This window comes from Vibrio sp. TRT 1302, from assembly GCF_050113875.1.
Classification (GTDB): Bacteria; Pseudomonadota; Gammaproteobacteria; order Enterobacterales; family Vibrionaceae; genus Vibrio.
Genome location: NZ_JBNJOF010000033.1, coordinates 1 through 21,840, shown reverse-complemented (window position 1 = coordinate 21,840; position 21,840 = coordinate 1). Strand labels below are relative to the sequence as shown.

Here is a 21,840-nt window from a genome sequence, read left to right as displayed (position 1 = left end):
TTAGCCTTTAGCCTTTAGCCTTTAGCCTTTAGCCTTTAGCCTTTAGCCTTTAGCCTTTAGCCTTTAGCCTTTAGCCTTTAGCCTCAAAGTTGCACCCATAAAAAAAGCAGCCATTTGGCTGCCTTTGAATGTCTTTCTGAGTATCACACTTACTCTTGGGTGGCTTGTTCAAGATTGCACTCTTCGTCGATCTCCTTCTGTTTGAGTTTCGCTTTTTCAATCATAGGAGTGATGGTTGAGCCTTGAACAAGGATAGAAAATACCACTACTGAATATGTCATGACCAACACGATCTCTTTTACATCTATCAGCTTATCCTGAATGACCCAGATACCCGATGGAATTGATAGCGCCATCGCTAATGCCAGTCCACCTCGGAGGCCACCCCAAGTGAGTATCCTTACAGACCAAGGGTTGTACTTACGGTAGCGTTTGAAGCCAATGTAAGAGAAGAATACACTCAGGTAGCGAGCTGCGAGCACTAACGGGATGGAGAACGCCATTAGAATCCAGTCTTCTTTATGGAACTCGAATAGCAACATAGACATACCAATGAGCAGGAATAGCACGCCATTTAAGAATTCATCTACCAGCTCCCAGAAGTGGTCTAAGTGGTCTTCACTTTCTTTAGAGAATCCGATAAAGCGAGTCCAGTTCCCTATCATGATACCTGACACTACCATAGCTAGCGGGCCTGAAACGTGTATCACTTCAGCAAACGCATAACCGGCCGTTGGTACACCAATCGTGAGCAGCAGTTCCATAGAGTGATCATCTGTCGCACTAATCAAGTAGTGGAAAAGTAGTCCCAGAGCGAAGCCATAGGCAATACCACCGATTGCTTCTTGAATGAACAGCAATGTCACGCTACCCACCGTTGGTGTTTCTGTGCCGAATGCGATGGTAAAAATAGTCACGAAGATTACTAAGCCGAAGCCATCGTTAAACAGAGATTCACCTTCGATTTGGGTTGAAATACGTTTTGGTGCATCCAGTTTCTTTACGATGGCAAGAACAGCGATAGGGTCGGTTGGCGAGATCAGTGCGCCAAATAGTAAGCAATAAACGAGATTGAATTGAATGCCGATCAGTTGACAGAATCCATACAGTACAAAGCCTATAAAGAATGTCGAAAACAGGGTCGCACCGAGTGCAAGCACTGTGATTTCCCATCTTTGATCTTTCAAATTGGGAAGTTTGATTCCTAATCCGCCCGCAAATAACAGAAATCCAAGGATCCCTTTTAGAAGAAAGTCTTCAAAGTTAATGCTGGATACCGTGTTTGAAGCGATTTCAGTCAGGTGGAACCAATCATTCTGACCAGCAATTAAGATAAGTAGCGAAAGCATCATCGAACCAGCGGTAATCGCGATGGTAGTTTGCATCTTACCTATCTTGCTGTTTATAAAAGCAATCAACATCGCTGCTGCAGACAGGAAGCACAGTGTGTAGTAGACCGACATTAGAATCTCATTGTGTAACAAATTATGAATGGGGATTTTCTGCCTACTATGTACAAATAGCAAACACTTTTTGTCATAAGTAAGTCATCAATTTGATCTTTTAGACGTCTAGACTCCTTTAATAACTGTGATAGGATGGAGGCATAAATAAAGGAATGAGGCAGTACCGTGGGAAGTAATGTAAGGCAACAGATTGAAGCTCAATTAAAGCAACGTATCTTATTGATTGATGGTGGTATGGGCACCATGATCCAAGATTACAAATTGGAAGAGCAAGACTACCGAGGCGAGCGCTTTGCAGATTGGCACTGTGATTTGAAGGGTAATAATGACCTACTAGTGTTGTCACAGCCAAAGTTAATTAGAGATATCCACGCGGCTTATCTTGATGCAGGTGCGGATATTCTTGAAACCAACACTTTCAATGCGACGACTATCGCTATGGCTGACTATGATATGGAAAGCCTCAGCGAAGAGATTAACTTTGCCGCCGCAAAATTGGCAAGAGAAGTTGCCGATGAATGGAGTGCGAAAACGCCAGATAAGCCTCGCTATGTTGCCGGTGTGCTTGGTCCTACTAACCGCACATGTTCTATCTCACCGGATGTAAATGACCCTGGTTATCGCAATGTTAGCTTTGACCAGTTAGTCGAAGCGTATTCTGAATCGACTCGTGCCCTGATCCGAGGCGGGTCTGATCTTATCCTTATTGAAACCATTTTTGACACTTTGAATGCCAAGGCTTGTGCCTTCGCGGTTGATAGTGTTTTTGAAGAGCTGGGTTTTAGCCTACCAGTTATGATCTCAGGTACGATTACCGATGCGTCGGGTCGTACATTGTCCGGTCAAACAACCGAAGCCTTCTATAACTCTCTACGTCATGTTCAGCCAATCTCATTTGGACTTAACTGTGCCCTTGGCCCTGATGAGTTAAGACCATACGTTGAAGAGCTTTCACGTATCTCAGAAACATTTGTTTCAGCACACCCTAATGCGGGTTTGCCGAATGCTTTTGGTGAGTACGACCTTTCTCCTTCGGACATGGCGGTTCATGTCAAAGAGTGGGCAGAAAGTGGCTTCCTTAACTTAATTGGCGGGTGTTGTGGTACTACGCCTGAGCATATTCGCCAAATGGCAAAGGTGGTAGCTGGGGTAAAACCAAGAGCACTTCCTGAATTGACGGTAGCTTGTCGCTTATCAGGTCTTGAACCATTAACGATTGAGAAGGAAACTCTGTTTGTTAACGTCGGCGAACGAACAAACGTTACGGGCTCTGCACGCTTTAAACGATTGATCAAAGAAGAACTCTATGACGAAGCGTTAGAGGTTGCCCGCCAGCAAGTAGAGAACGGCGCACAGATCATCGACATTAATATGGATGAAGGCATGTTGGATGCGGAGGCGAGTATGGTTCGTTTCCTAAATCTATGTGCATCTGAGCCAGAAATCTCGAAAGTCCCTATCATGGTCGATTCCTCTAAATGGGAAGTCATTGAAGCGGGTCTAAAGTGTATTCAGGGCAAAGGCATTGTTAACTCCATTTCTCTTAAAGAGGGTAAAGAGAAATTTGTCGAACAGGCTAAGTTGATTCGCCGTTACGGTGCCGCTGTTATTGTCATGGCATTTGATGAAATCGGTCAGGCAGAGACGCGTGCACGTAAACTAGAGATATGTACGAATGCCTACAATATCTTAGTCAATGAAGTCGGTTTCCCACCTGAAGATATCATTTTCGACCCAAATATTTTCGCTGTTGCAACGGGCATTGAGGAACACAACAATTATGCGGTGGACTTTATTGAAGCGGTAGCAGACATCAAACGCGACCTACCTTATGCGATGATCTCCGGTGGTGTTTCGAACGTCTCCTTCTCCTTCCGAGGTAATAACTACGTTCGAGAAGCGATTCATGCTGTGTTCCTCTACCACTGTTTTAAAAACGGCATGGATATGGGCATCGTAAATGCTGGGCAACTGGAGATATACGACAACGTACCCGAGAAGCTGCGTGAAGCGGTTGAGGACGTGGTGCTCAACCGTCGCGATGATGGTACTGAGAGGTTACTGGATATTGCTGCGGAGTACGCAAACAAGGGTGTAGGTAAAGAAGAAGACGCGTCGGCACTTGAGTGGCGTACTTGGCCTGTTGAAAAACGTTTAGAGCATGCCTTAGTAAAAGGTATTACTGAGTTTATTGTTGAAGACACTGAGGAAGCGCGCGTTAATGCTGCCAAACCGTTAGAGGTGATTGAAGGCCCTCTCATGGATGGTATGAACGTCGTCGGTGACCTGTTTGGTGAAGGTAAAATGTTTCTACCTCAGGTGGTGAAGTCTGCACGTGTAATGAAGCAGGCCGTTGCCCACCTAGAGCCATTTATCAATGCGGGCAAACAGGCGGGATCGACTAACGGTAAGATTCTATTAGCAACGGTGAAAGGTGATGTTCACGATATTGGTAAGAATATCGTTGGTGTCGTTTTGCAATGTAATAACTATGAAATTATCGATCTTGGGGTGATGGTTCCGTGTGAACAGATCCTTAAAGTCGCCAAAGAAAAGAATGTCGATATCATCGGACTTTCTGGCTTAATTACCCCTTCACTCGACGAAATGGTTCATGTTGCCAAAGAGATGGAGCGTCTTAATTTTGATTTGCCGCTTTTGATTGGTGGCGCAACCACATCTAAAGCTCATACCGCTGTTAAGATAGAGCAGAACTACAAACATCCCGTTGTTTACGTAAACAATGCGTCTCGAGCGGTTGGTGTGTGTACCTCGCTGCTTTCAAATGAACTGCGCCCTGACTTTGTTGAAAAGCTTGATGCAGATTATGTACGTGTACGTGATCAGCATAACCGCAAAAAGCCACGTACTAAGCCTGTCACTCTTGAACAAGCACGAGCGAACAAGGTTGCCATTGACTGGGACAATTACACACCGCCAGTTCCTGCTAAGCCGGGTGTGCATGTGTTTGACGATTTTGATATCGGAACCTTGCGTAAGTACATCGATTGGACGCCATTCTTTATGACATGGTCGTTGGTGGGTAAGTATCCCACTATTTTCGAACATGAAGAGGTGGGTGAAGAAGCGAAGCGTCTCTTTGAAGATGCGAATGAACTGCTCGATCGTGTTGAACAAGAAGGTTTGATGCAGGCACGAGGAATGTGTGCTCTTTTCCCTGCTGCAAGTATTGGCGATGATATCGAGGTCTATACTGATGAATCTCGTACTGAAGTCGCTAAAGTTCTGCATAACTTACGTCAGCAAACCGAGAAACCTAAAGGCTTTAACTACTGTTTGTCTGATTACATTGCACCTAAGGCGTCGGGCAAAAAAGATTGGATTGGTGCCTTTGCTGTAACAGGTGGTATCAATGAGCGGGAGCTGGCTGACCAGTACAAAGCGCAGGGTGATGACTACAATGCGATCATGATTCAAGCGGTTGCTGACCGATTGGCTGAAGCCTTCGCTGAGTATCTGCATGAGCGGGTACGTAAAGAGATCTGGGGTTATGCCAAAGATGAAAACTTGTCTAATGAAGAGCTCATTAGAGAGAAGTATCAAGGTATTCGTCCTGCACCTGGATATCCGGCTTGTCCTGAACATACCGAGAAAGGCCCATTGTGGGAGTTGATGAAAGTCGAAGAGACGATAGGGATGACCTTAACGTCTAGTTACGCGATGTTCCCTGGGGCGTCTGTTTCGGGCTGGTATTTCTCACATCCAGATTCTCGTTACTTTGCGATCGCACAGATCCAACAAGATCAAGTTGAAAGTTACGCGCAGCGCAAAGGATGGGATATGCTTGAAGCAGAGAAATGGTTGGGTCCTAACATTAACGGCTAGAGCCTTTCCCGATAGAAAAAGCGCAGCTCAATGAGCTGCGCTTTTTAATATGTATCTGAGACTAAATCAGGATTGTCGCAAGTCCGAGGAATACCGACAAACCAATGACATCGGTGACGGTTGTTAGAGCCATTCCCCCTGCGAGGGCTGGATCGATATTCATTTTCTTGAGTAGGATCGGAATGGTTACACCGGCAACACCAGCAACAAACAAGTTGGTTAACATCGCTGCTGAGATGATTCCACCCAACATCCAGTTTCCTTTCCAAGCAACGACAATACCCCCGATAATCAATGCCCACATGATGCCATTGAGTAGGCCGATGGCCGCCTCTTTCATCAGTAGTTCACGCTTGTTGGAATCACCGATATGGCCAAGCGCTAGACCACGGATCACGAGAGCGACGGTTTGGTTACCCGCAACCCCGCCCATAGAAGGCACAATGGTCATCAACACGGCGATCGCGGCCATCTGATCGAGAGTGGCTTCAAACATATTGGAGACCGATGCCGCGGCAAGAGCTGCAAGAACATTGGCACCTAACCAAATACTGCGCTTTCGTGCTGATTTTACAACAGGGGCGAAGGTATCTTCGTCATCATCCATACCCGCCATACTCATCATCGAGTGTTCTGCGTCTTCACGAATAACATCGACAACGTCATCGATAGTAATACGTCCGACAAGGTGCTGCTTGTCGTCGATTACAGGAGCTGAAATCCAGTTACGACGTTCAAACAAGCTCGCTATGTCTGAGTCGCTCATCGTCACATCGATAGCTTCGTCGGCATCTTCCATCACATCACTGACTTTGACGTCTGGTTGCGTTGTGATGAGTGTTGTGATCGGCAATTCGCCGATCAGTCGGCTCTCTTCATCGATAACGTAGAGTGCGTCGGTTGCTTCCGGCAATTCGCCTTTCATGCGTAGATAACGTAATACAACGTCGACATCGACATCACCACGAATAGTGATGACATCGGTGTTCATTAAACTACCGGCGGTGTCTTCTGGGTAGGAAAGGGCAGTTTCAACTAATAGACGCTCTGCTGCGTCCATTTGAGATAAAACTTCTCTTGAAACATCATCGGGTAGGCTTCGAAGAACGTAAGCGACATCATCCGTCTCCATACCTTCGGTTGCTTCTGCCAGCTTTTCTGGTGCCATTCTAGACACCAGATCGTCTTTGACATCCTCATTCAGTTCATCGAGGATTTCACCATAATCTTCTGGGTCGGTGAGCTGCCAAAGAACTTCACGGCTTTTACGAGGTGATGCTTCTAATAGATGGGCAATATCTTCCGGTTCCATGTCCTGCAATTGACGACGGACATGGACAAAACGGCCATTTTCTAGCGCTTCAGTAACTTCTTTCAGGGCTTGGTGAGCTTGATCGAACTCTATTTGCTCTGCCATTGATTCCCCCTGACTCTATATTCCTACAATACTATGAATAGTAACCGAATTTTAGGATGGATTTAATAAGTTAATGTGAAGGAAGGTCATTTAGTTAGACCATTTACGAGGATTACTCATCTTCATCAAACTTATCTTCAATAAGATGGCAGACGGCCTCTAACGCAGGATGGGCATCGTTTCCCTCGGCGCTAATGGTAACGTGCTCTCCTTGAGCTGATTCCAGCATCAGTAGCCCCATAACACTATCGGCAGTGGCTTCTTTACCTTCATGGTTTTGGATCGTCAGAATGGCGTCGTATGATTGGGCAAGTTCAACCAGTTTTACAGCAGCACGAGCATGAAGCCCAAGACGGTTTTGAATTAACACAGTACGACTTTGCTGCTGCATAAACTTATTCCTTATGATTTTTCTCTAATGAGGCGTGGCGTATTTGTACTTGATGTCCCATTTCGGCAAAGTACTCGCCAATTTGCTGAGTAAGATAGACGGAGCGGTGTTTTCCGCCCGTGCATCCAATCGCAACGGTCAGGTAGCTACGATTATTTTTCTCTAATAAGGGTAGCCAGTCTTCAATAAATTTTTGGATCTGACGCTTCAGCTCCATTACCTCTTGGTGACCTTCTAAGAAAGACTTAATCGGTGCATCTAATCCAGTTAGAGGGCGCAAATCTGGCTCCCAATGTGGATTAGGTAAGAAGCGAACATCGAAGACATAGTCTGCATCACTTGGGAGTCCATACTTAAAGCCAAATGACTGGAACACCATGACTAGGTCTTTACGCTCACGACCTTCAACTCTCATGCGCACGGTTTCGCTGAGTTCGTGCAGAGATTGGTTGCTGCTGTCGATGACCAAATCGGCATGTTCTTTCAGCGGGGATAGAATACATCTCTCTTTTTCGATCGCTTGTTCGAGTGAAGTATTGCCTAAACTCAATGACAAGGGATGGATTCGACGAGTTTCGCTGTAGCGTTTAAGCAAGGTGTCTTTGTTCGCATCTAAGAATAGAACGCTAACATCCGAGTCTTGCTTAAGTTTAGCCAGTACGTCTTCGACAAGATTTGGCTCAGTGGGCAGATTACGAATATCGATGCTAACAGCAACGTTTTGCTTACTGGACTGAACTGTTTTGACGAAGACTTCGAGCAAATCGACGGGGAGGTTATCAACGCAGTAATAGCCAAGATCCTCGAGAACTCGCAATGCGACGCTTTTTCCAGCGCCTGATTGGCCGCTTACAACGATGAGACGCATTATTGATTGACCATGATGTCGTAAAGCTCTTGATCAGACTGAGCCTTGCGAAGCTGTTTTAGGATCTGCTTATCGTTTAAACGCTCTGCCATACTAGAAAGGGTTTTAAGGTGCTCTTTACATTGCGCGTCAGGCACGAGAAGAGCAAAAAGTAGGTCTACAGGGCGGTTATCGATAGAATCAAATTCAACCGGAGATTCACATTGCAGTAAAACTGCAACTGCTTTATCGCTGGACTGCATACGAGCATGGGGAATGGCAATTCCATTTCCAATGCCAGTACTGCCGACTTTTTCGCGACTTAGCATACATTCAAATAATTCAGTTGAGTTTTGGCCTGTCTGTTCAGCGACGAGTTCACTGATCAGCTCTAGGGCTCTTTTTTTACTAGTACATTGAACTGCACTTTTCGTGCAGTTCAATGTAAGGATTTCGCTTAGTTGCATGGTTTTAGTGGGCGTTTAGCTTTTCTTTGTGCTTGTTGAGCTGTCGAACAAGTTTGTCGACGAGCGAATCTATGGCTGCATACATGCTTTCATCGTCAGAAGATGCATGAATTTCACCTTGGTTAACGTGAAGGGTAGCTTCTGCGATTTGACGTAGTTTTTCAACTTTTAATACAACATGTACGCTGTTGATGTGGTCAAAAAAGCGTTCTAGCTTTTGAAACTTTTCGTTTACGTAGTCTTGCATTGAATCGGTTAGATCAACGTGATGGCCATTAATATTGATTTGCATAGACTTTCCTTCTCGGTTTTTAGGCCTTATAGCAGGCGTTTGCGCTGACTTGACGGTGCAATACCTAGTGACTCTCGGTATTTAGCGATTGTTCGTCTAGCGACCTGAATCCCTTGGTCAGCGAGTAGAGCAGCAATCTTGCTATCACTAAGTGGTTTGGCACTGTTTTCGGCAGCGACAAGCTTCTTGATGAGGGCTCGAATTGCAGTTGATGAGCATTCTCCGCCATTGTCAGTACTGACATGACTTGAAAAGAAGTACTTCAATTCAAAAATGCCACGAGGGGTATGCATGTACTTTTGCGTCGTCACCCTTGATATGGTGGATTCATGCATGTCGACTGCGAGAGCGACATCATTCAGCACCATAGGTTTCATGGCTTCTTCTCCATACTCAAAGAAATCGCGCTGATGTTCAACAATACACTTAGCAACTTTGAGCAGAGTCTCGTTTCTACTTTCTAAACTTTTAATCAGCCATTTTGCTTCTTGCAAATTGCTGCGAATATACTGACTGTCAGCACTGTTGCCTTTACCTAAGGCCGCATATTGCTGATTTACTTTCAGTCTTGGAACTGAATCTGGGTTGATCGTTACAACCCACTTACCGTGATCTTTGTAAACTGAGACATCAGGAATGACGTATTCAGCGTGCTCTGAAGCAATACGGCTCCCCGGTCTTGGATCGAGCTGCTGAACGAGTTTGAGAGCTTCGCGTATCTCCGCTTCTTTCAGTTTAGTCTCTTTAATGATCAGTTTGTAATCTCGATTGCCTAACTGATCGATGTGATGGGTAAGAATTAGTTTCGCTTCTGCGAGCCAAGGAGTGTCTTCAGGATAAGTGGCTAGTTGCAGCAGTAGACAGTCCTGCAAATTAACGGAGGCTACGCCAAGAGGATCAAATTGTTGGACACGCTTACGTACAGCTTCAATTTCTTCGATCTCAATTTCTTCGTTATTGAAGCTTTCTAAGATCTCTTCAGTGGAAACGGTTAAGTAGCCGTAGTCATCAATGGCATCAATTAAGGCGAGGGCGATGGTTCGATCTGTTTCACTAAATGGCGTCAGGTCAAGCTGCCAAATGAGATAGTCTTGCAAAGACTGGGTGGTTTCACCTTGATAAACCGGAGTGTCATCGTCGAGAGCAATGCCTGTACTGCCGGTATTCGCGCTATAGACATCATCCCAAGTGGTATCAATTTCGAGGTCGTTACTAATTTCAGATTTTTCGATGAGTTCAGAACTGTCTTTGACGTCGGGTTCCGCGGTATCTGCAAGTTCTACCGTAGGCTCTTTTTCCTCACTGCGGGTATTGTCTTCAACCGTTGGCTCGTCATGGACTTCTTCTACCTCAAGTAGAGGGTTTGAATCCAATGCTTCTTGAATTTCCTGTTGAAGATCTAGCGTTGACAGTTGCAACAAACGTATTGCTTGTTGCAATTGAGGAGTCATCGCTAACTGCTGTCCTAGCTTGAGTTGTAATGAGGGTTTCATTCAGTATTGCTTGCCTTCATGCTGGAGAATCTTACCGTTCTTCCCTTTAATCATAGACGGAATTGCTCGCCGAGATAAACTTGTTTCACTTGTTCGTTGTTAAGCACTTGCTCCGGTGTACCTTCTGCAATCAGGTGCCCTTGACTTACAATGTACGCTTTTTCACATACATCAAGCGTTTCACGAACGTTGTGGTCAGTGATCAAAACGCCGAGGCCACGATCTCTCAGATGTTCAATGATCTTCTTGATGTCGATGACCGAAATAGGGTCAACCCCAGCAAAAGGTTCGTCCAACAGGATAAATTGTGGATTGGCTGCGAGTGCCCTTGCTATCTCAACTCTTCGACGTTCACCACCAGATAATGCCATACCAGCGCTGTTGCGTATGTGCTGAATGTGGAATTCTTCCAACAAATCTTCCAACTTGTCTTGGCGCTCTTCTCTCGTCATTTCCTCACGAGTTTCAAGAACCGCCATGATGTTATCTTCCACTGAGAGTTTGCGGAAAATAGACGCCTCTTGTGGAAGATAGCCTATCCCCATACGTGAACGGCTGTGCATCGGTAAGATACTGATGTCTTTATCATCGATAGTAATTGAGCCTTCATCACGAGCGACCAAGCCTACAATCATATAGAAGGATGTTGTTTTCCCTGCTCCGTTAGGACCAAGCAGGCCAACGATTTGGCCTGATTCTACTTGAAGACTTACATCCGTTACGACGGTTCGATTGCCATAGGTTTTCGCTAAGTGCTCAGCTTTAAGTATTGCCATAACTATTCTTGTACTGCTTGTGGCTGAAGAATGGTAGATACGCGGTCGCCTTTCTCTTTACCGTCAGCAATCAGCTTTTGAGAAGAGATTTTGTAGCGGATCTTAGTACCGCGGATAACACTATCGTCTTGAGATAGCATCGCTTGATCTATCATGGTTAGTTGGTCATCGACCATGACGTAGTAAAGCTCTTTTGCTTCACCATACAGAGTTTTGCCATCGTCAGTGAGCTGCGAGAAAGTCGCTAGATTGCCGTAGCCTTCAATCTCTTGGATTGAGCCATCTTTCGGGTCACGAGTCACTATCACTTTGTCTGCGTTAATGTTGATACTGCCTTGTTTCAACTTAACGTCACCGATAAATGTAACTTTGTTGCTTTGCATATCGAGCTGTTGACTGTCAGAGTCGATATAAACTGGCTGTTCCTGGTCTGTTGATAGCGCCAATGCTTGGCTAGACAGAAATAAACAAGAAATCAGACTAAGGTGTGAGAGTTTCATATCTACCTTGTACGTGCTTGTATAGGGTTGCGTGATTATCGGCAAAATTGCCTGTCATCGCTTGTCCCACTGTTTCAAATTGAGGCCCAACCATAATCACTTGGTTGTCTGCCCAAAAGTCTCTGCTGTCCAACTGAATATTCATGATATCGGTGGACAAAGTGTCAAAACCTGATTCTGGAAGTAAATTGGTGGCTAAGACGTTCTCATAAAGCGTTAAGACATGCTCTTTGGTCAATACGCCACGTTCAGCCGTTATCTCCCACTCTTGAGTGGTACCTTCTTTGTAAACCTTCAGAACCGGTTGGTTAAAAATTGTGTCACCACTTTTTGCGTAGTGGTCGAGATTTACCGATGTAATCACGTAGCTGCGGATACCACTTTCAGTGTAAGAGGTATTTTCTAAACCTTTTCCGCTAAACATCGGTAGCTCTGTATCTGGCTCTACCTGAATATCATAACTCTGCTGTTGGTCGAAAAGATAGTAAGCAGACCAGCATATTATGAAAGTTAGGATCAGATAGCCAATACGAGAAAGACTCATATACTTAGACCTTTATGAACATCAAGTTCGTTTCGTGCTTGAAGGATGAGGTCGCAAACTTCTCTTACCGCACCATGTCCACCTTTAATTACGGTGACATAATTTGCTCTTTTTGCCAGTAGCGGATGTCCGTCAGCGACACAAACCTTGAGTGCGACTTGCTCCATTACGGGCCAGTCAATCAGGTCATCGCCAATATACCCAGTATGCTGTGGCGAGATATTGAGTTTATCGCAAATGTCTCGATAGGCTTTTACTTTGTCGTCTTGACCTTGGTAAATCAGTGAAATACCAAGCGCTTTCATTCGATTTTCGACGATTTGCGAACGGCGACCAGTGATGATGGCTATTTCGATACCAGCATTCATTAGTGATTTTACGCCATAGCCATCTCGAGTATGAAAAGTTTTAAGTTCTTCACCCTCGTTGCCCATGTAAATTAAACCGTCGGAGAAGACGCCATCAACGTCACAGATAAGCAGTTTAATTTGTTTGGCAATTTCTAATGTGGATTGTTCCACTGGTTGATATAAAGTTTCAATCATTTTCGACATTACATCACTCCGGCTTTTAGTAAATCATGCATGTTAAGGGCACCGACAACTTTGCCGTTTTCGCATAGCACTAAACCATTAATGCTCTTGTCTTGCATTAGATTAAGTCCTTCGGCCGCAAGCATATTTGGTTCTGCAATGGTTGGATTAACCGTCATAACATCGCCGATCAGAGCAGTATGAATATCAATGCGTTTGTCCAGAATTCGACGTAGATCCCCATCGGTAAAAATACCGATCAGTTGCTGGTGGTCATCAACCACAGCGGTCATTCCAAGACCTTTCTGACTGATTTCTAGTAATGCTTCACGGACAACGGTGCTGGGCGTTACCAGAGGAAGGCTATCGCCAGTGTGCATGATGTCCCCCAGTTTTAGCAGCAGCTTGCGACCCAGTGCTCCACCAGGGTGTGACAGCGCAAAATCTTCAGCAGTAAATCCGCGAGCCTGCATTAATGCCATTGCCAACGCATCGCCCATAACTAGAGTGGCGGTTGTGCTTGAGGTTGGAGCCAACTGAATAGGGCATGCCTCTTTTGGCACAGTGATTTGGAGATGAAGATCTGACAGTTTTGCCATATTTGAGGCTGGCTTGCCTGTCATACTAATAATTTTAATGTTGAGTCGCTTTAGTACTGGGAACAGACTCAAAATCTCAGAAGATTCGCCTGAGTTTGATATAGCAAGAACCACATCACCTGGTTCAATCATACCGAGGTCGCCATGAGCCGCTTCACCCGGGTGGACGAAGAATGCCGATGTGCCTGTACTGGCTAACGTTGCGGCAATCTTGTTGCCGATATGGCCAGATTTACCCATCCCCATGACAACGACTTTGCCTTCTTTGTTCGCACGGATTAGCTCACAAGCATTGATAAAGTCGTCATTGATGTATTGGTCGAGTTGTTTTAGTGCCTCAACTTCGGTTTGTAAAACCTCTAGGGCAGCTGAGCGATAATCAAACATAAATAGCTCCGAGATGAGGTTAAGCGGTCATATTCATGATGAGGTAGGCTTGGTAGCCAATGAAACAGCAAAACAGCACTGCGCCTTCAACACGGTTGATGCTACGAGATTTGCCCAGTGCCATTGCAACGAGTAGTAAAGAAACGCCAAGCATGACCCAAAAATCACGGCCCATGGCAAATTCACTCAAGACTGAAGGGTTGAGGATACCAGGGATCCCCATAACCGCTAAAATATTAAATACGTTTGAACCGATGATATTACCGACGGCCATATCGTCTTCGCCTTTCATCACGCCAGCAAGGGAAGCCGCCAGTTCTGGTAGGCTCGTTCCTACTGCGATAATGGTTAGTCCAATGACTAAGTCGCTCATTCCGAAGTACTGAGCAATAATCACCGCGTTGTCGACTAACACATCCGCTGCGAGAGGTAACACAATAAGACCTATCACTACCCAGATTGCTGCTTTAGCGTTACTTACGCCCTCTGGTACTTCTGACTCTTGTTCTTCGATAAGAACATCACCGTTCTTTTTCTCATTGCGGCTAATGCGAAGCATGGCAACGATGAATGCTGCAAACAGTACAAAAAGAAGAATACCTTCATAGAACCCTAAATGGCTGTCCCAAAGTAACACACCAGCAAGGATAGTAACGCCAATCATGAGAGGCAGTTCACGTCTTAGTACAGCAGAACTGATAGAGAGCGGTTTAATTAGCGCAGTTATGCCTAGTATTAAAGCAATGTTGGCGATGTTGGAACCGAGTACGTTACCTACGGCAGTATCCGTTTTCCCATCGAGGGCTGCGGTTGCTGAAACCATCATCTCTGGTGCAGATGAACCCATTGCTAGGATAGTCATACCGATCACGAGTGGAGAGATTCCCACATTTCGCGCTAGAGCTGCAGCGCCAAATACCAGTTTATCTGCACTCCAAACTAAAAAGACCAATCCAATAATGAGAAACGCAACGGCTTCGAACATGATGATTCCTAATCAATATACAACGAGAGAATTTAACCGTTAATTTTGACGGTTTGGTTATTAAAAGGGAAGCGCTTCATTCAATTAATTGTTAACCAAATTGTCTATTTGATTTGAGAAGCCTTCAGTTATTGGGATTGGCAAGAATATTCGAAGATCTCACAATTAATCGAACAGTGCTTTAAATTGTAAATGAATGTGCTTATGATTGCCCATTCATAAGGGAAGGGGTAATAGCTCAAGATGGAATCCGAAGACCTAGTTACAATAAAGCAGCTCATGTTTTCTCGTGGAGAGCGCAAAATATTTGATAACGTTAGCTTGAGTGTACCTAAGGGAAAAATCACCGCTATCATGGGACCTTCTGGCATTGGTAAAACGACACTGCTACGCCTTATTGGAGGTCAAATCTACCCAGAAAGTGGCGAGATCTGGTTTGACGGTCACAACATTCCATCTCTTAGTCGTAAAAAGCTCTACCAAGAGCGAAAAAAGATGAGCATGTTATTTCAATCGGGGGCACTGTTCACCGACTTGTCTGTTTTTGACAACGTTGCCTTTCCTCTGCGTGAACATACAAATTTGGATGAGTCTTTGATCCGCACTTTGGTGTTACTCAAACTAGAAGCGGTGGGGCTGCGTGGTGCCGCTTCACTGATGCCGAGCGAACTGTCCGGTGGTATGGCAAGACGAGCGGCACTCGCTCGAGCTATCGCATTAGACCCAGACCTGATCATGTATGATGAACCTTTTGTTGGCCAAGACCCCATCACCATGGGGGTGCTCGTTGAGCTGATCCGCAACCTGAATCAAGCACTTGGTGTGACATCCGTCGTGGTTTCACATGATGTTCCAGAAGTAATGAGTATTGCGGATTTAGTCTACATACTGGCAAATGGTAAAGTCATTGCTCATGGAACCCCTGAAGAGCTACGTTCTAACCCTGATCCACAAGTGCAGCAATTTCTTTTAGGGGATGCCGACGGCCCTGTGCCATTCCGTTATCCGTCTCAACCTCTAGCTGAGGAGCTCTTCTTATAATGGCAGGCTTAGCAAATTTTGTGGCTTCTGTCGGTCGTCGTGCCTTATCCGTAACAGAGTCGTTTGGTCGTGCAAGTTTAATGCTATTTGGTGCTTTAGCGAGTAAGCCACAGCCAGTTAAAAACTTCCCATTGTTGGTAAAGCAACTTTATACAGTCGGTGTTCAGTCGCTGATCATTATCGTGCTGTCCGGTCTTTTTATTGGCATGGTACTGAGCTTACAGGGTTATGTCATTCTGGTTGACTTCGGTGCGGAAGGGGCGCTAGGTCAAATGGTGGCGTTGTCATTGTTACGTGAGTTAGGACCTGTCGTCACGGCTTTGCTATTCGCTGGCCGTGCAGGGTCAGCCTTAACGGCCGAAATTGGTTTGATGAAAGCAACAGAACAGCTTTCCAGTATGGAGATGATGGCGGTTGATCCACTCAAACGAGTGATCGCACCACGATTTTGGGCGGGTGTGATATCTATGCCTCTACTCGTGATGATTTTCATGGCTGTCGGTATTTGGGGCGGTCAACTTGTCGGGGTTGATTGGAAAGGAATCGACCACGGTAGCTTCTGGTCAGCAATGCAAGCCTCTGTAGAGCTTGGTCAGGATATTGGTAACAGCATGATTAAGAGTATCGCTTTCGCAATCACTGTTACTTGGATAGCTTTATTTAATGGCTACGATGCGATACCTACATCTGAAGGTATCAGCCGTGCTACAACACGCACCGTAGTCCACTCTTCTCTCGCTGTACTTGGTCTAGACTTCGTACTAACCGCATTGATGTTTGGGAACTAATCATGCAACAAACTCGAAAGATTGAATTATGGGTCGGTAGCTTTGTTCTTGCCGGAATTTGCGCAATTCTGGTGATGATTTTTCAAGTCGCTGACGTGAAAGGGCTGGGCTCCAACGATACTTATACACTCAAAGCTGAGTTCGACAATATTGGCAGTTTGAAGGTTCGTTCACCGGTCAAAGTGGGTGGCGTGGTTATCGGACGTGTCGCGGCGATCAACTTGAATAGTGAGTCTTTACTACCCGTTGTTACCATGGCGATCAACAGTAAGTACGATCAGTTCCCAGAGACATCTAGTGTGAAAATCCTTACCTCTGGTTTGATTGGCGAGCAGTATATTGGTCTCACACCAGGCTTTGTATTTGACGATGAGCAGATGCTGGTGGAAGGGGACTATATTGAAGATACTAAGTCTGCACTTGTACTTGAAGATTTGATTGGACAGGTTCTTTACAGTGTAGGCGGCTCTGATGAGTAAGGAGATAAACATGTTGAGAAAGTTAGTACTTACTCTTCTGGCATTTTTTGTCACATTTAATGTCGCTGCGAATGAAATTGATAAGACTCAGCCATATGACATGATGAAGCTGGTCTCTGAGCGTGCTTTTGAGCGACTCAAGTCAGAGCAACCACTGATTCACCAAGATCCAAACTATTTGAAAGTGATTGTTGAAGAAGAGCTTATGCCTTTCGTCAATGAGAAATACGCAGCACTCAAGTTACTGGGCCCAAATTTAAAAGGCGCTAAACGTGAAGATGTGAGTAAGTTTATCGTCGCATTTCGCTCTTATCTCATTAGCTCTTACGCTCAAGTGCTTACTCAGTACACGGATCAGACCATTGAATTCGGTCCTGAAGCGAAAAATAGTGCGGACAAAAATATTATTGGTGTCAAAGTGGATATCGTTGATTCGCCAAGACCCAACATTAAGCTCGAGTTCAAGCTAAGAAAAGATAAGAACACGGGTGAGTGGCAAGTGTTTGATATGATTGCTGAGGGTATTAGTTTGCTCTCGAGTAAGCAATCTGAATGGAGTACTAAGCTACGTCAAGAGGGCATTGCTGCTGTTGCTGATGAGCTAGAAGCACTGTCTCAGCAAGCTATTCGCTTTGAGAGTAAAGCTCAATGATGCATCCGCAGTGGCAAGTGATCAGTGAGCAACAATGTGCCTTAAACGGCAACTTGGACAGAGACACAGTGCCTGCCCTATGGGCACAGCTACAGACGTTCAAACCCACTTTGAGTGAGATGGAGTTGTCGCTAAAGTCGGTTGAACGAGTCGACTCGGCAGGAATGGTGATGTTAATTCATCTAATAGACAATGCAAAAAAGCAAAACTGTCATATAATGCTCAGTTTCGTGCCGAATGAATTGCGCACATTATTTCAGCTAAGCAATGTAGAACAAATCGTTGCTAAGCATTTAAAGAATACTACAGGGGTGAATTGTGGATAGCGCAAAAGTACAACAGATTTTAAACGAAGCACTGAATCTAGAAGAGCTGCACGTCAAAGGCGAAGGCAGTCATTATGAAGTCGTTGCTGTTGATGCTTGCTTCGACGGAATGAGTCGCGTTAAAAAACAACAGCTAATTTATGCACCACTGATGGAATATATCCAACGAAATGACATCCACGCTGTTTCTATTAAAGCTTACACTCCTGCAGAGTGGGCTCGTGATAAGAAGTTGATGTCACTGTAAGGTTTAAAAATGGAAAAGTTTCGAGTTATAGGTTCTAAACAGCCTCTAGTAGGTGAAGTGACCATCTCAGGTGCCAAGAACGCTGCACTACCAATTTTATTTGCTTCTATTCTTGCTGAAGAGCCAGTTGAAGTAGCCAACGTTCCACGTTTACGTGACATCGACACAACGATGGAGCTATTGGGACGTCTTGGGGCGAAAGTCGAGCGTAATGGGTCTGTCCACGTTGACCCTAGCAGTATCAATGAATACTGCGCGCCTTACGATTTAGTAAAGACGATGCGTGCATCTATTTGGGCATTAGGTCCACTAGTGGCGCGTTTTGGTCAAGGTCAAGTTTCATTGCCGGGTGGTTGTGCGATTGGTGCACGTCCGGTTGATCTCCATATTCATGGTCTAGAGCAGTTGGGTGCAACCATTACTCTTGAAGATGGGTATGTGAAAGCCAATGTCGATGGACGCCTGAAAGGCGCTCACATCGTGATGGACAAAGTCAGTGTTGGTGCCACCATTACAATTATGTGTGCGGCGACCTTGGCAGAAGGCACGACAGTGCTGGACAACGCAGCACGTGAGCCGGAAATTGTCGACACTGCTGAGTTCCTAAATAAACTTGGGGCAAAAATCTCAGGTGCAGGCACAGACACAATTACAATTGAAGGTGTTGAGCGTCTTGGCGGTGGTAAACATTCAGTTGTTGCTGACCGTATTGAAACGGGTACCTTCCTCGTTGCAGCCGCTGTTTCTGGTGGCAAAGTCACTTGTCGCAATACCAAAGCGCATCTTCTAGAAGCCGTTTTGGCTAAGTTAGAAGAAGCGGGTGCTGCGGTAGAGACGGGGGAAGATTGGATCTCAGTCGATATGACAGGTCGTGAACTCAAGGCGGTAACGATTCGTACGGCGCCTCACCCAGGTTTCCCTACTGATATGCAGGCTCAGTTTACTTTGCTTAACATGATGGCAAAGGGTGGCGGCGTGATCACAGAGAACATCTTTGAAAACCGCTTTATGCATGTGCCAGAATTAATGCGTATGGGCGCTAAAGCTGAAATCGAAGGCAACACTGTCATTTGTGGTGACGTTAATGAGCTAAGTGGTGCTCAGGTCATGGCAACTGACCTTCGTGCATCAGCGAGCTTAGTGATTGCTGGCTGTATTGCTCACGGTGAAACTATCGTTGATCGTATTTATCACATTGATCGTGGCTACGATAAAATTGAAGATAAATTATCTGCTCTTGGCGCAAATATTGAACGTTTCCGCGATTAGAGATAAAATCAGCTAACGCTTGTAAGCCGAAACGCGAGTTTCGGCTTTTTTATGAAAAACAGATCAGGTAAAGTCTGGGGCAATTAAAATGATTCCCCGCTGATCTTGGAGAACCACAATGATTGCACTACTACGTGTATTGGCTGTTGCGATTTTTGCAATTGTGATGTTTGTTTTTGGTTGCGGCTACTGTTTATTGAGTCCACGTAATCCAAAACACGTTTTTACCTTTGGCCGCCTGTTTGGCAAGATGTCACGTATTTTCGGCATCAAACTTGAGCTGCGTATCCCTGAGGATGCCTATGAGCGTGGTCAGCATATCTATATCGCTAACCACCAGAATAACTGGGATTTGTTTACAGTCTCTTCTGCGGTTACGCCAAAAGTCGTGACGGTGGGTAAAAAGAGCCTTGCGTGGATGCCTCTGTTTGGTCAGCTATATTGGCTAACGGGGAATATCTTAATCGACCGCGCTAACCGTTCAAAGGCGAAAGGCACCATTGATCAAGTGGTTGATAGCATGAATAACAGTGATGTGTCAGTCTGGATGTTCCCTGAGGGCACTCGCTCACGTGGACGTGGTTTGCTGCCATTTAAAACGGGCGCTTTCCATGCCGCCATTGGCGCTAAGCTACCTATTATTCCTATTGTGTGTAGCTCAACGTCGGGTATTAAGCTCAACCGCTGGAATAACGGCCATGTTATCGTAGAGATGCTGCCTCCAGTCCAGGTCGATGAATACGGTAAAGAGCATGTACGTGAACTTGCAAACACTTGTCGTGAGCAGATGGAAGCGAAACTTGAAGCGCTTGATGCCGAAGTGGCAATGCTAAATCAGCAGCAGGGCGTAAAAGCCTAACGTCATGTGCGTAATAGGTATTTATAAACCAGTAGATGCAAATCTACTGGTTTTTTTATGCGTCGAGAACAGTGATCATTTCACGGCAATACCCACATCAAGATTATCCAGCCAGTCTAAAAAGCGTTGAATATTATCGCCTTTAAAAATGCCACCATGTTGTGGACATAGCATATCAATGTCGAGCTGACGTACTCGATCTATCCAAGCCTTTTTGGCTTGATTTGATGGCATCCAGCGACGATGGAAGTACTCCATTTTCACAATGTGCTGTTCAAAGTCCTCAACAAAGAATGGCGCATCAGGAGCGTCTAACGCTGCACCAATATCTCCTGACATTAGAATTTTTGCCTTTGGATCATAGACAGAGAAGTTCCCCGATGAATGCATATAGTGGGCTGGAATAAATTCGATATCGAGACCCGATAAAGAGAGTGTTCCTCCTTCGTCCTTGATTGGAGAAAAAGAGATCGACTCCATACCAAAATGTCGAATAAATCCTTCCCAAAGCCAAGGTGAATAAAGGGTTGCTGAAGGTAGGGCTTTATCCCAAAGACCGAGTGAAGAGATGATGTCTGGATCTTGATGGGATGCGAAGAGGTATTTTATCTGATCGATTGGCACCTCCTTTACCACGCTGCTTAACATGGAAGAAAACAGTTCAATACCACCAGGATCAAGTAAGATAGCCTGCTGCTTATTCACAATCATATATTGGTTGGTATCGATAATTTTTTCAGGCTTGTCCGGATCTCTAGCAAACATCACCCAGCGGTGATCGCCATCTCTATATAGAACTTTTGATTGCATAATTTTCCTTATCGAACAAAGAGAACAGTTTGAGAGATTGCAGTACATGTTCACGAATCGCTTCTGCGAACTCTTGAACACTTTCAGCGATCGCGTTGAGTTGATCTTTAAAGCGTTCTTCGACTTGCGAGGCCTCTACGCTAAGCATGGTTGAAATAATACGTGCGACCCGAAGTTCGCTATAGAGGCTGTGCAACAGCGCGTAGAGCTGCTTAGAATCTTTTGAGAAGGTGAGATTGAGCCGTTCAAACTCACGATGACATTGCGTTCTAGTGCTATCTAGACTACTAAGAAATTCGGCATCTTTTGCGCGGTGATAGACGGATTCAAAATGATTAAGGACTTCTGAAGCGCGAGCTGCTGCCGTCGCCACTTTACTCAGCTCCTGTGCTTTATGATTGATGGCACTTGATGTGGTCAGCGTTAAACGTACCAATCCATCTATTGAATCAGTGATAGGATGGAAACCCGCTGCGCTATCGCCGGCCCTTAGCGCGAGTGCACGGGCATTGCTAGCCACTAATTGCAACTGCTTAGCGATGAGAACACCACGGTTGAGTTCTGCTGACACTTCTGCTGCAACAATGAAAAGGTGCTTCCTAGCCATATCTATTTCCTTATCAATATTATGGAATAAATATAGGAAGGGAAATTTAATTATGCCAAGTCGGCATATATTAAAGTCAGGGGAGAGGGGACAGTTTCGTTGCAGTTGATATAAAAAAAGCCAAGTCTTTCGACTTGGCTTTTTAAAGTGGCTCCTCCTGCTGGGCTCGAACCAGCGACCTGCGGATTAACAGTCCGTCGCTCTACCAACTGAGCTAAG

General features: G+C 45.2%; 24 protein-coding genes. 9 read left to right on the top strand and 15 right to left on the bottom strand.

The features are described from left to right. Positions 1-149: 149 nt before the first annotated feature. Entirely contained in the window at positions 150-1,463 is a 1,314-nt protein-coding gene (locus ACQEXP_RS20580; RefSeq protein WP_426971399.1) for a cation:proton antiporter, read from the bottom strand. 168 nt (positions 1,464-1,631) lie between these two features. On the opposite strand from ACQEXP_RS20580, the gene metH reads away from it, so the two are divergent. Then, a complete protein-coding gene (gene metH, locus ACQEXP_RS20575) occupies positions 1,632-5,312 on the top strand; it encodes a methionine synthase (protein ID WP_426971398.1) in 3,681 nt (1,226 codons plus the stop codon). A 61-nt stretch (positions 5,313-5,373) separates the two neighbouring features. Here the strand turns inward: metH and mgtE are convergent, their stop codons facing one another. From mgtE to ACQEXP_RS20515, 12 genes are all read right to left on the bottom strand, one after another. Further along, entirely contained in the window at positions 5,374-6,729 is a 1,356-nt protein-coding gene (gene mgtE, locus ACQEXP_RS20570; RefSeq protein ID WP_138971416.1) for a magnesium transporter, read from the bottom strand. A 112-nt stretch (positions 6,730-6,841) separates the two neighbouring features. Beyond that, complete coding sequence (locus tag ACQEXP_RS20565; protein WP_269378513.1) at positions 6,842-7,120, bottom strand: HPr family phosphocarrier protein; 279 nt, start codon at positions 7,118-7,120, stop codon at positions 6,842-6,844. A gap of 4 nt (positions 7,121-7,124) precedes the next feature. Then, positions 7,125-7,988 carry an RNase adapter RapZ gene (gene rapZ / locus ACQEXP_RS20560; RefSeq protein ID WP_138971418.1) on the bottom strand — a complete coding sequence of 288 codons (864 nt, stop codon included), beginning with the start codon at positions 7,986-7,988 and terminating at the stop codon, positions 7,125-7,127. Further along, positions 7,988-8,434 (bottom strand): PTS IIA-like nitrogen regulatory protein PtsN, encoded by a 447-nt coding sequence (ptsN, locus tag ACQEXP_RS20555; RefSeq protein WP_138971419.1) that lies wholly within the window; start codon positions 8,432-8,434, stop codon positions 7,988-7,990. Before ptsN ends, rapZ begins: the two co-directional genes overlap by 1 nt. A 4-nt stretch (positions 8,435-8,438) precedes the next feature. Then, positions 8,439-8,726, bottom strand: coding sequence for a ribosome hibernation promoting factor (hpf, locus tag ACQEXP_RS20550; RefSeq protein ID WP_138971420.1), 288 nt, complete (start codon positions 8,724-8,726; stop codon positions 8,439-8,441). Positions 8,727-8,752: 26 nt separating this feature from the next. Then, on the bottom strand, positions 8,753-10,219 hold the full coding sequence (locus ACQEXP_RS20545; protein WP_269378515.1) for an RNA polymerase factor sigma-54: 1,467 nt from the start codon (positions 10,217-10,219) through the stop codon (positions 8,753-8,755). 50 nt (positions 10,220-10,269) lie between these two features. After that, positions 10,270-10,995 (bottom strand): LPS export ABC transporter ATP-binding protein, encoded by a 726-nt coding sequence (gene lptB / locus ACQEXP_RS20540; RefSeq protein WP_138971422.1) that lies wholly within the window; start codon positions 10,993-10,995, stop codon positions 10,270-10,272. Between the two features lie 2 nt (positions 10,996-10,997). Then, complete coding sequence (gene lptA, locus ACQEXP_RS20535; RefSeq protein ID WP_426971397.1) at positions 10,998-11,495, bottom strand: lipopolysaccharide transport periplasmic protein LptA; 498 nt, start codon at positions 11,493-11,495, stop codon at positions 10,998-11,000. Then, entirely contained in the window at positions 11,476-12,039 is a 564-nt protein-coding gene (lptC, locus tag ACQEXP_RS20530; RefSeq protein ID WP_269378517.1) for an LPS export ABC transporter periplasmic protein LptC, read from the bottom strand. Before lptC ends, lptA begins: the two co-directional genes overlap by 20 nt. After that, on the bottom strand, positions 12,036-12,593 hold the full coding sequence (gene kdsC, locus ACQEXP_RS20525) for a 3-deoxy-manno-octulosonate-8-phosphatase KdsC (protein ID WP_269378518.1): 558 nt from the start codon (positions 12,591-12,593) through the stop codon (positions 12,036-12,038). Before kdsC ends, lptC begins: the two co-directional genes overlap by 4 nt. After that, positions 12,593-13,558, bottom strand: a complete 966-nt coding sequence (locus ACQEXP_RS20520) for a KpsF/GutQ family sugar-phosphate isomerase (RefSeq protein ID WP_419723663.1) — start codon at positions 13,556-13,558, stop codon at positions 12,593-12,595. The genes kdsC and ACQEXP_RS20520 overlap by 1 nt, the downstream gene beginning before the upstream one ends. 19 nt (positions 13,559-13,577) lie before the next feature. Next, positions 13,578-14,543 carry a calcium/sodium antiporter gene (locus ACQEXP_RS20515; RefSeq protein WP_269378519.1) on the bottom strand — a complete coding sequence of 322 codons (966 nt, stop codon included), beginning with the start codon at positions 14,541-14,543 and terminating at the stop codon, positions 13,578-13,580. Between the two features lie 243 nt (positions 14,544-14,786). Here ACQEXP_RS20515 and mlaF point away from each other — a divergent pair, with 243 nt between their 5' ends. The 8 genes from mlaF to ACQEXP_RS20475 all read left to right on the top strand — a co-directional run bounded on the left by mlaF (position 14,787) and on the right by ACQEXP_RS20475 (position 20,204). Beyond that, the gene (mlaF, locus tag ACQEXP_RS20510) at positions 14,787-15,584 is read left to right on the top strand and encodes a phospholipid ABC transporter ATP-binding protein MlaF (RefSeq protein ID WP_269378520.1); all 798 of its coding nucleotides are present in this window, start codon (positions 14,787-14,789) and stop codon (positions 15,582-15,584) included. After that, entirely contained in the window at positions 15,584-16,372 is a 789-nt protein-coding gene (mlaE, locus tag ACQEXP_RS20505) for a lipid asymmetry maintenance ABC transporter permease subunit MlaE (RefSeq protein WP_138971429.1), read from the top strand. The genes mlaF and mlaE overlap by 1 nt, the downstream gene beginning before the upstream one ends. Before the next feature lie 2 nt (positions 16,373-16,374). Continuing rightward, a complete protein-coding gene (gene mlaD, locus ACQEXP_RS20500) occupies positions 16,375-16,851 on the top strand; it encodes an outer membrane lipid asymmetry maintenance protein MlaD (protein WP_138971430.1) in 477 nt (158 codons plus the stop codon). Positions 16,852-16,861: 10 nt separating this feature from the next. Then, a complete protein-coding gene (gene mlaC, locus ACQEXP_RS20495; RefSeq protein WP_269378521.1) occupies positions 16,862-17,503 on the top strand; it encodes a phospholipid-binding protein MlaC in 642 nt (213 codons plus the stop codon). Further along, positions 17,500-17,829: an STAS domain-containing protein gene (locus ACQEXP_RS20490; protein ID WP_426971396.1), complete on the top strand. Its 330-nt coding sequence runs from the start codon at positions 17,500-17,502 to the stop codon at positions 17,827-17,829. Before mlaC ends, ACQEXP_RS20490 begins: the two co-directional genes overlap by 4 nt. Beyond that, on the top strand, positions 17,822-18,076 hold the full coding sequence (ibaG, locus tag ACQEXP_RS20485) for a BolA family iron metabolism protein IbaG (protein ID WP_045957198.1): 255 nt from the start codon (positions 17,822-17,824) through the stop codon (positions 18,074-18,076). Before ACQEXP_RS20490 ends, ibaG begins: the two co-directional genes overlap by 8 nt. A gap of 9 nt (positions 18,077-18,085) precedes the next feature. Then, positions 18,086-19,345 (top strand): UDP-N-acetylglucosamine 1-carboxyvinyltransferase, encoded by a 1,260-nt coding sequence (gene murA, locus ACQEXP_RS20480; RefSeq protein WP_269378523.1) that lies wholly within the window; start codon positions 18,086-18,088, stop codon positions 19,343-19,345. 118 nt (positions 19,346-19,463) lie between these two features. Further along, positions 19,464-20,204, top strand: a complete 741-nt coding sequence (locus tag ACQEXP_RS20475) for a 1-acylglycerol-3-phosphate O-acyltransferase (protein ID WP_269378524.1) — start codon at positions 19,464-19,466, stop codon at positions 20,202-20,204. Positions 20,205-20,279: 75 nt separating this feature from the next. Here ACQEXP_RS20475 and ACQEXP_RS20470 read toward each other — a convergent pair whose 3' ends face one another. Then, positions 20,280-21,014: an MBL fold metallo-hydrolase gene (locus tag ACQEXP_RS20470; RefSeq protein ID WP_269378525.1), complete on the bottom strand. Its 735-nt coding sequence runs from the start codon at positions 21,012-21,014 to the stop codon at positions 20,280-20,282. Further along, the gene (locus tag ACQEXP_RS20465; RefSeq protein ID WP_426971395.1) at positions 20,992-21,621 is read right to left on the bottom strand and encodes a chemotaxis protein; all 630 of its coding nucleotides are present in this window, start codon (positions 21,619-21,621) and stop codon (positions 20,992-20,994) included. The genes ACQEXP_RS20470 and ACQEXP_RS20465 overlap by 23 nt, the downstream gene beginning before the upstream one ends. Positions 21,622-21,840 lie beyond the last annotated feature (219 nt).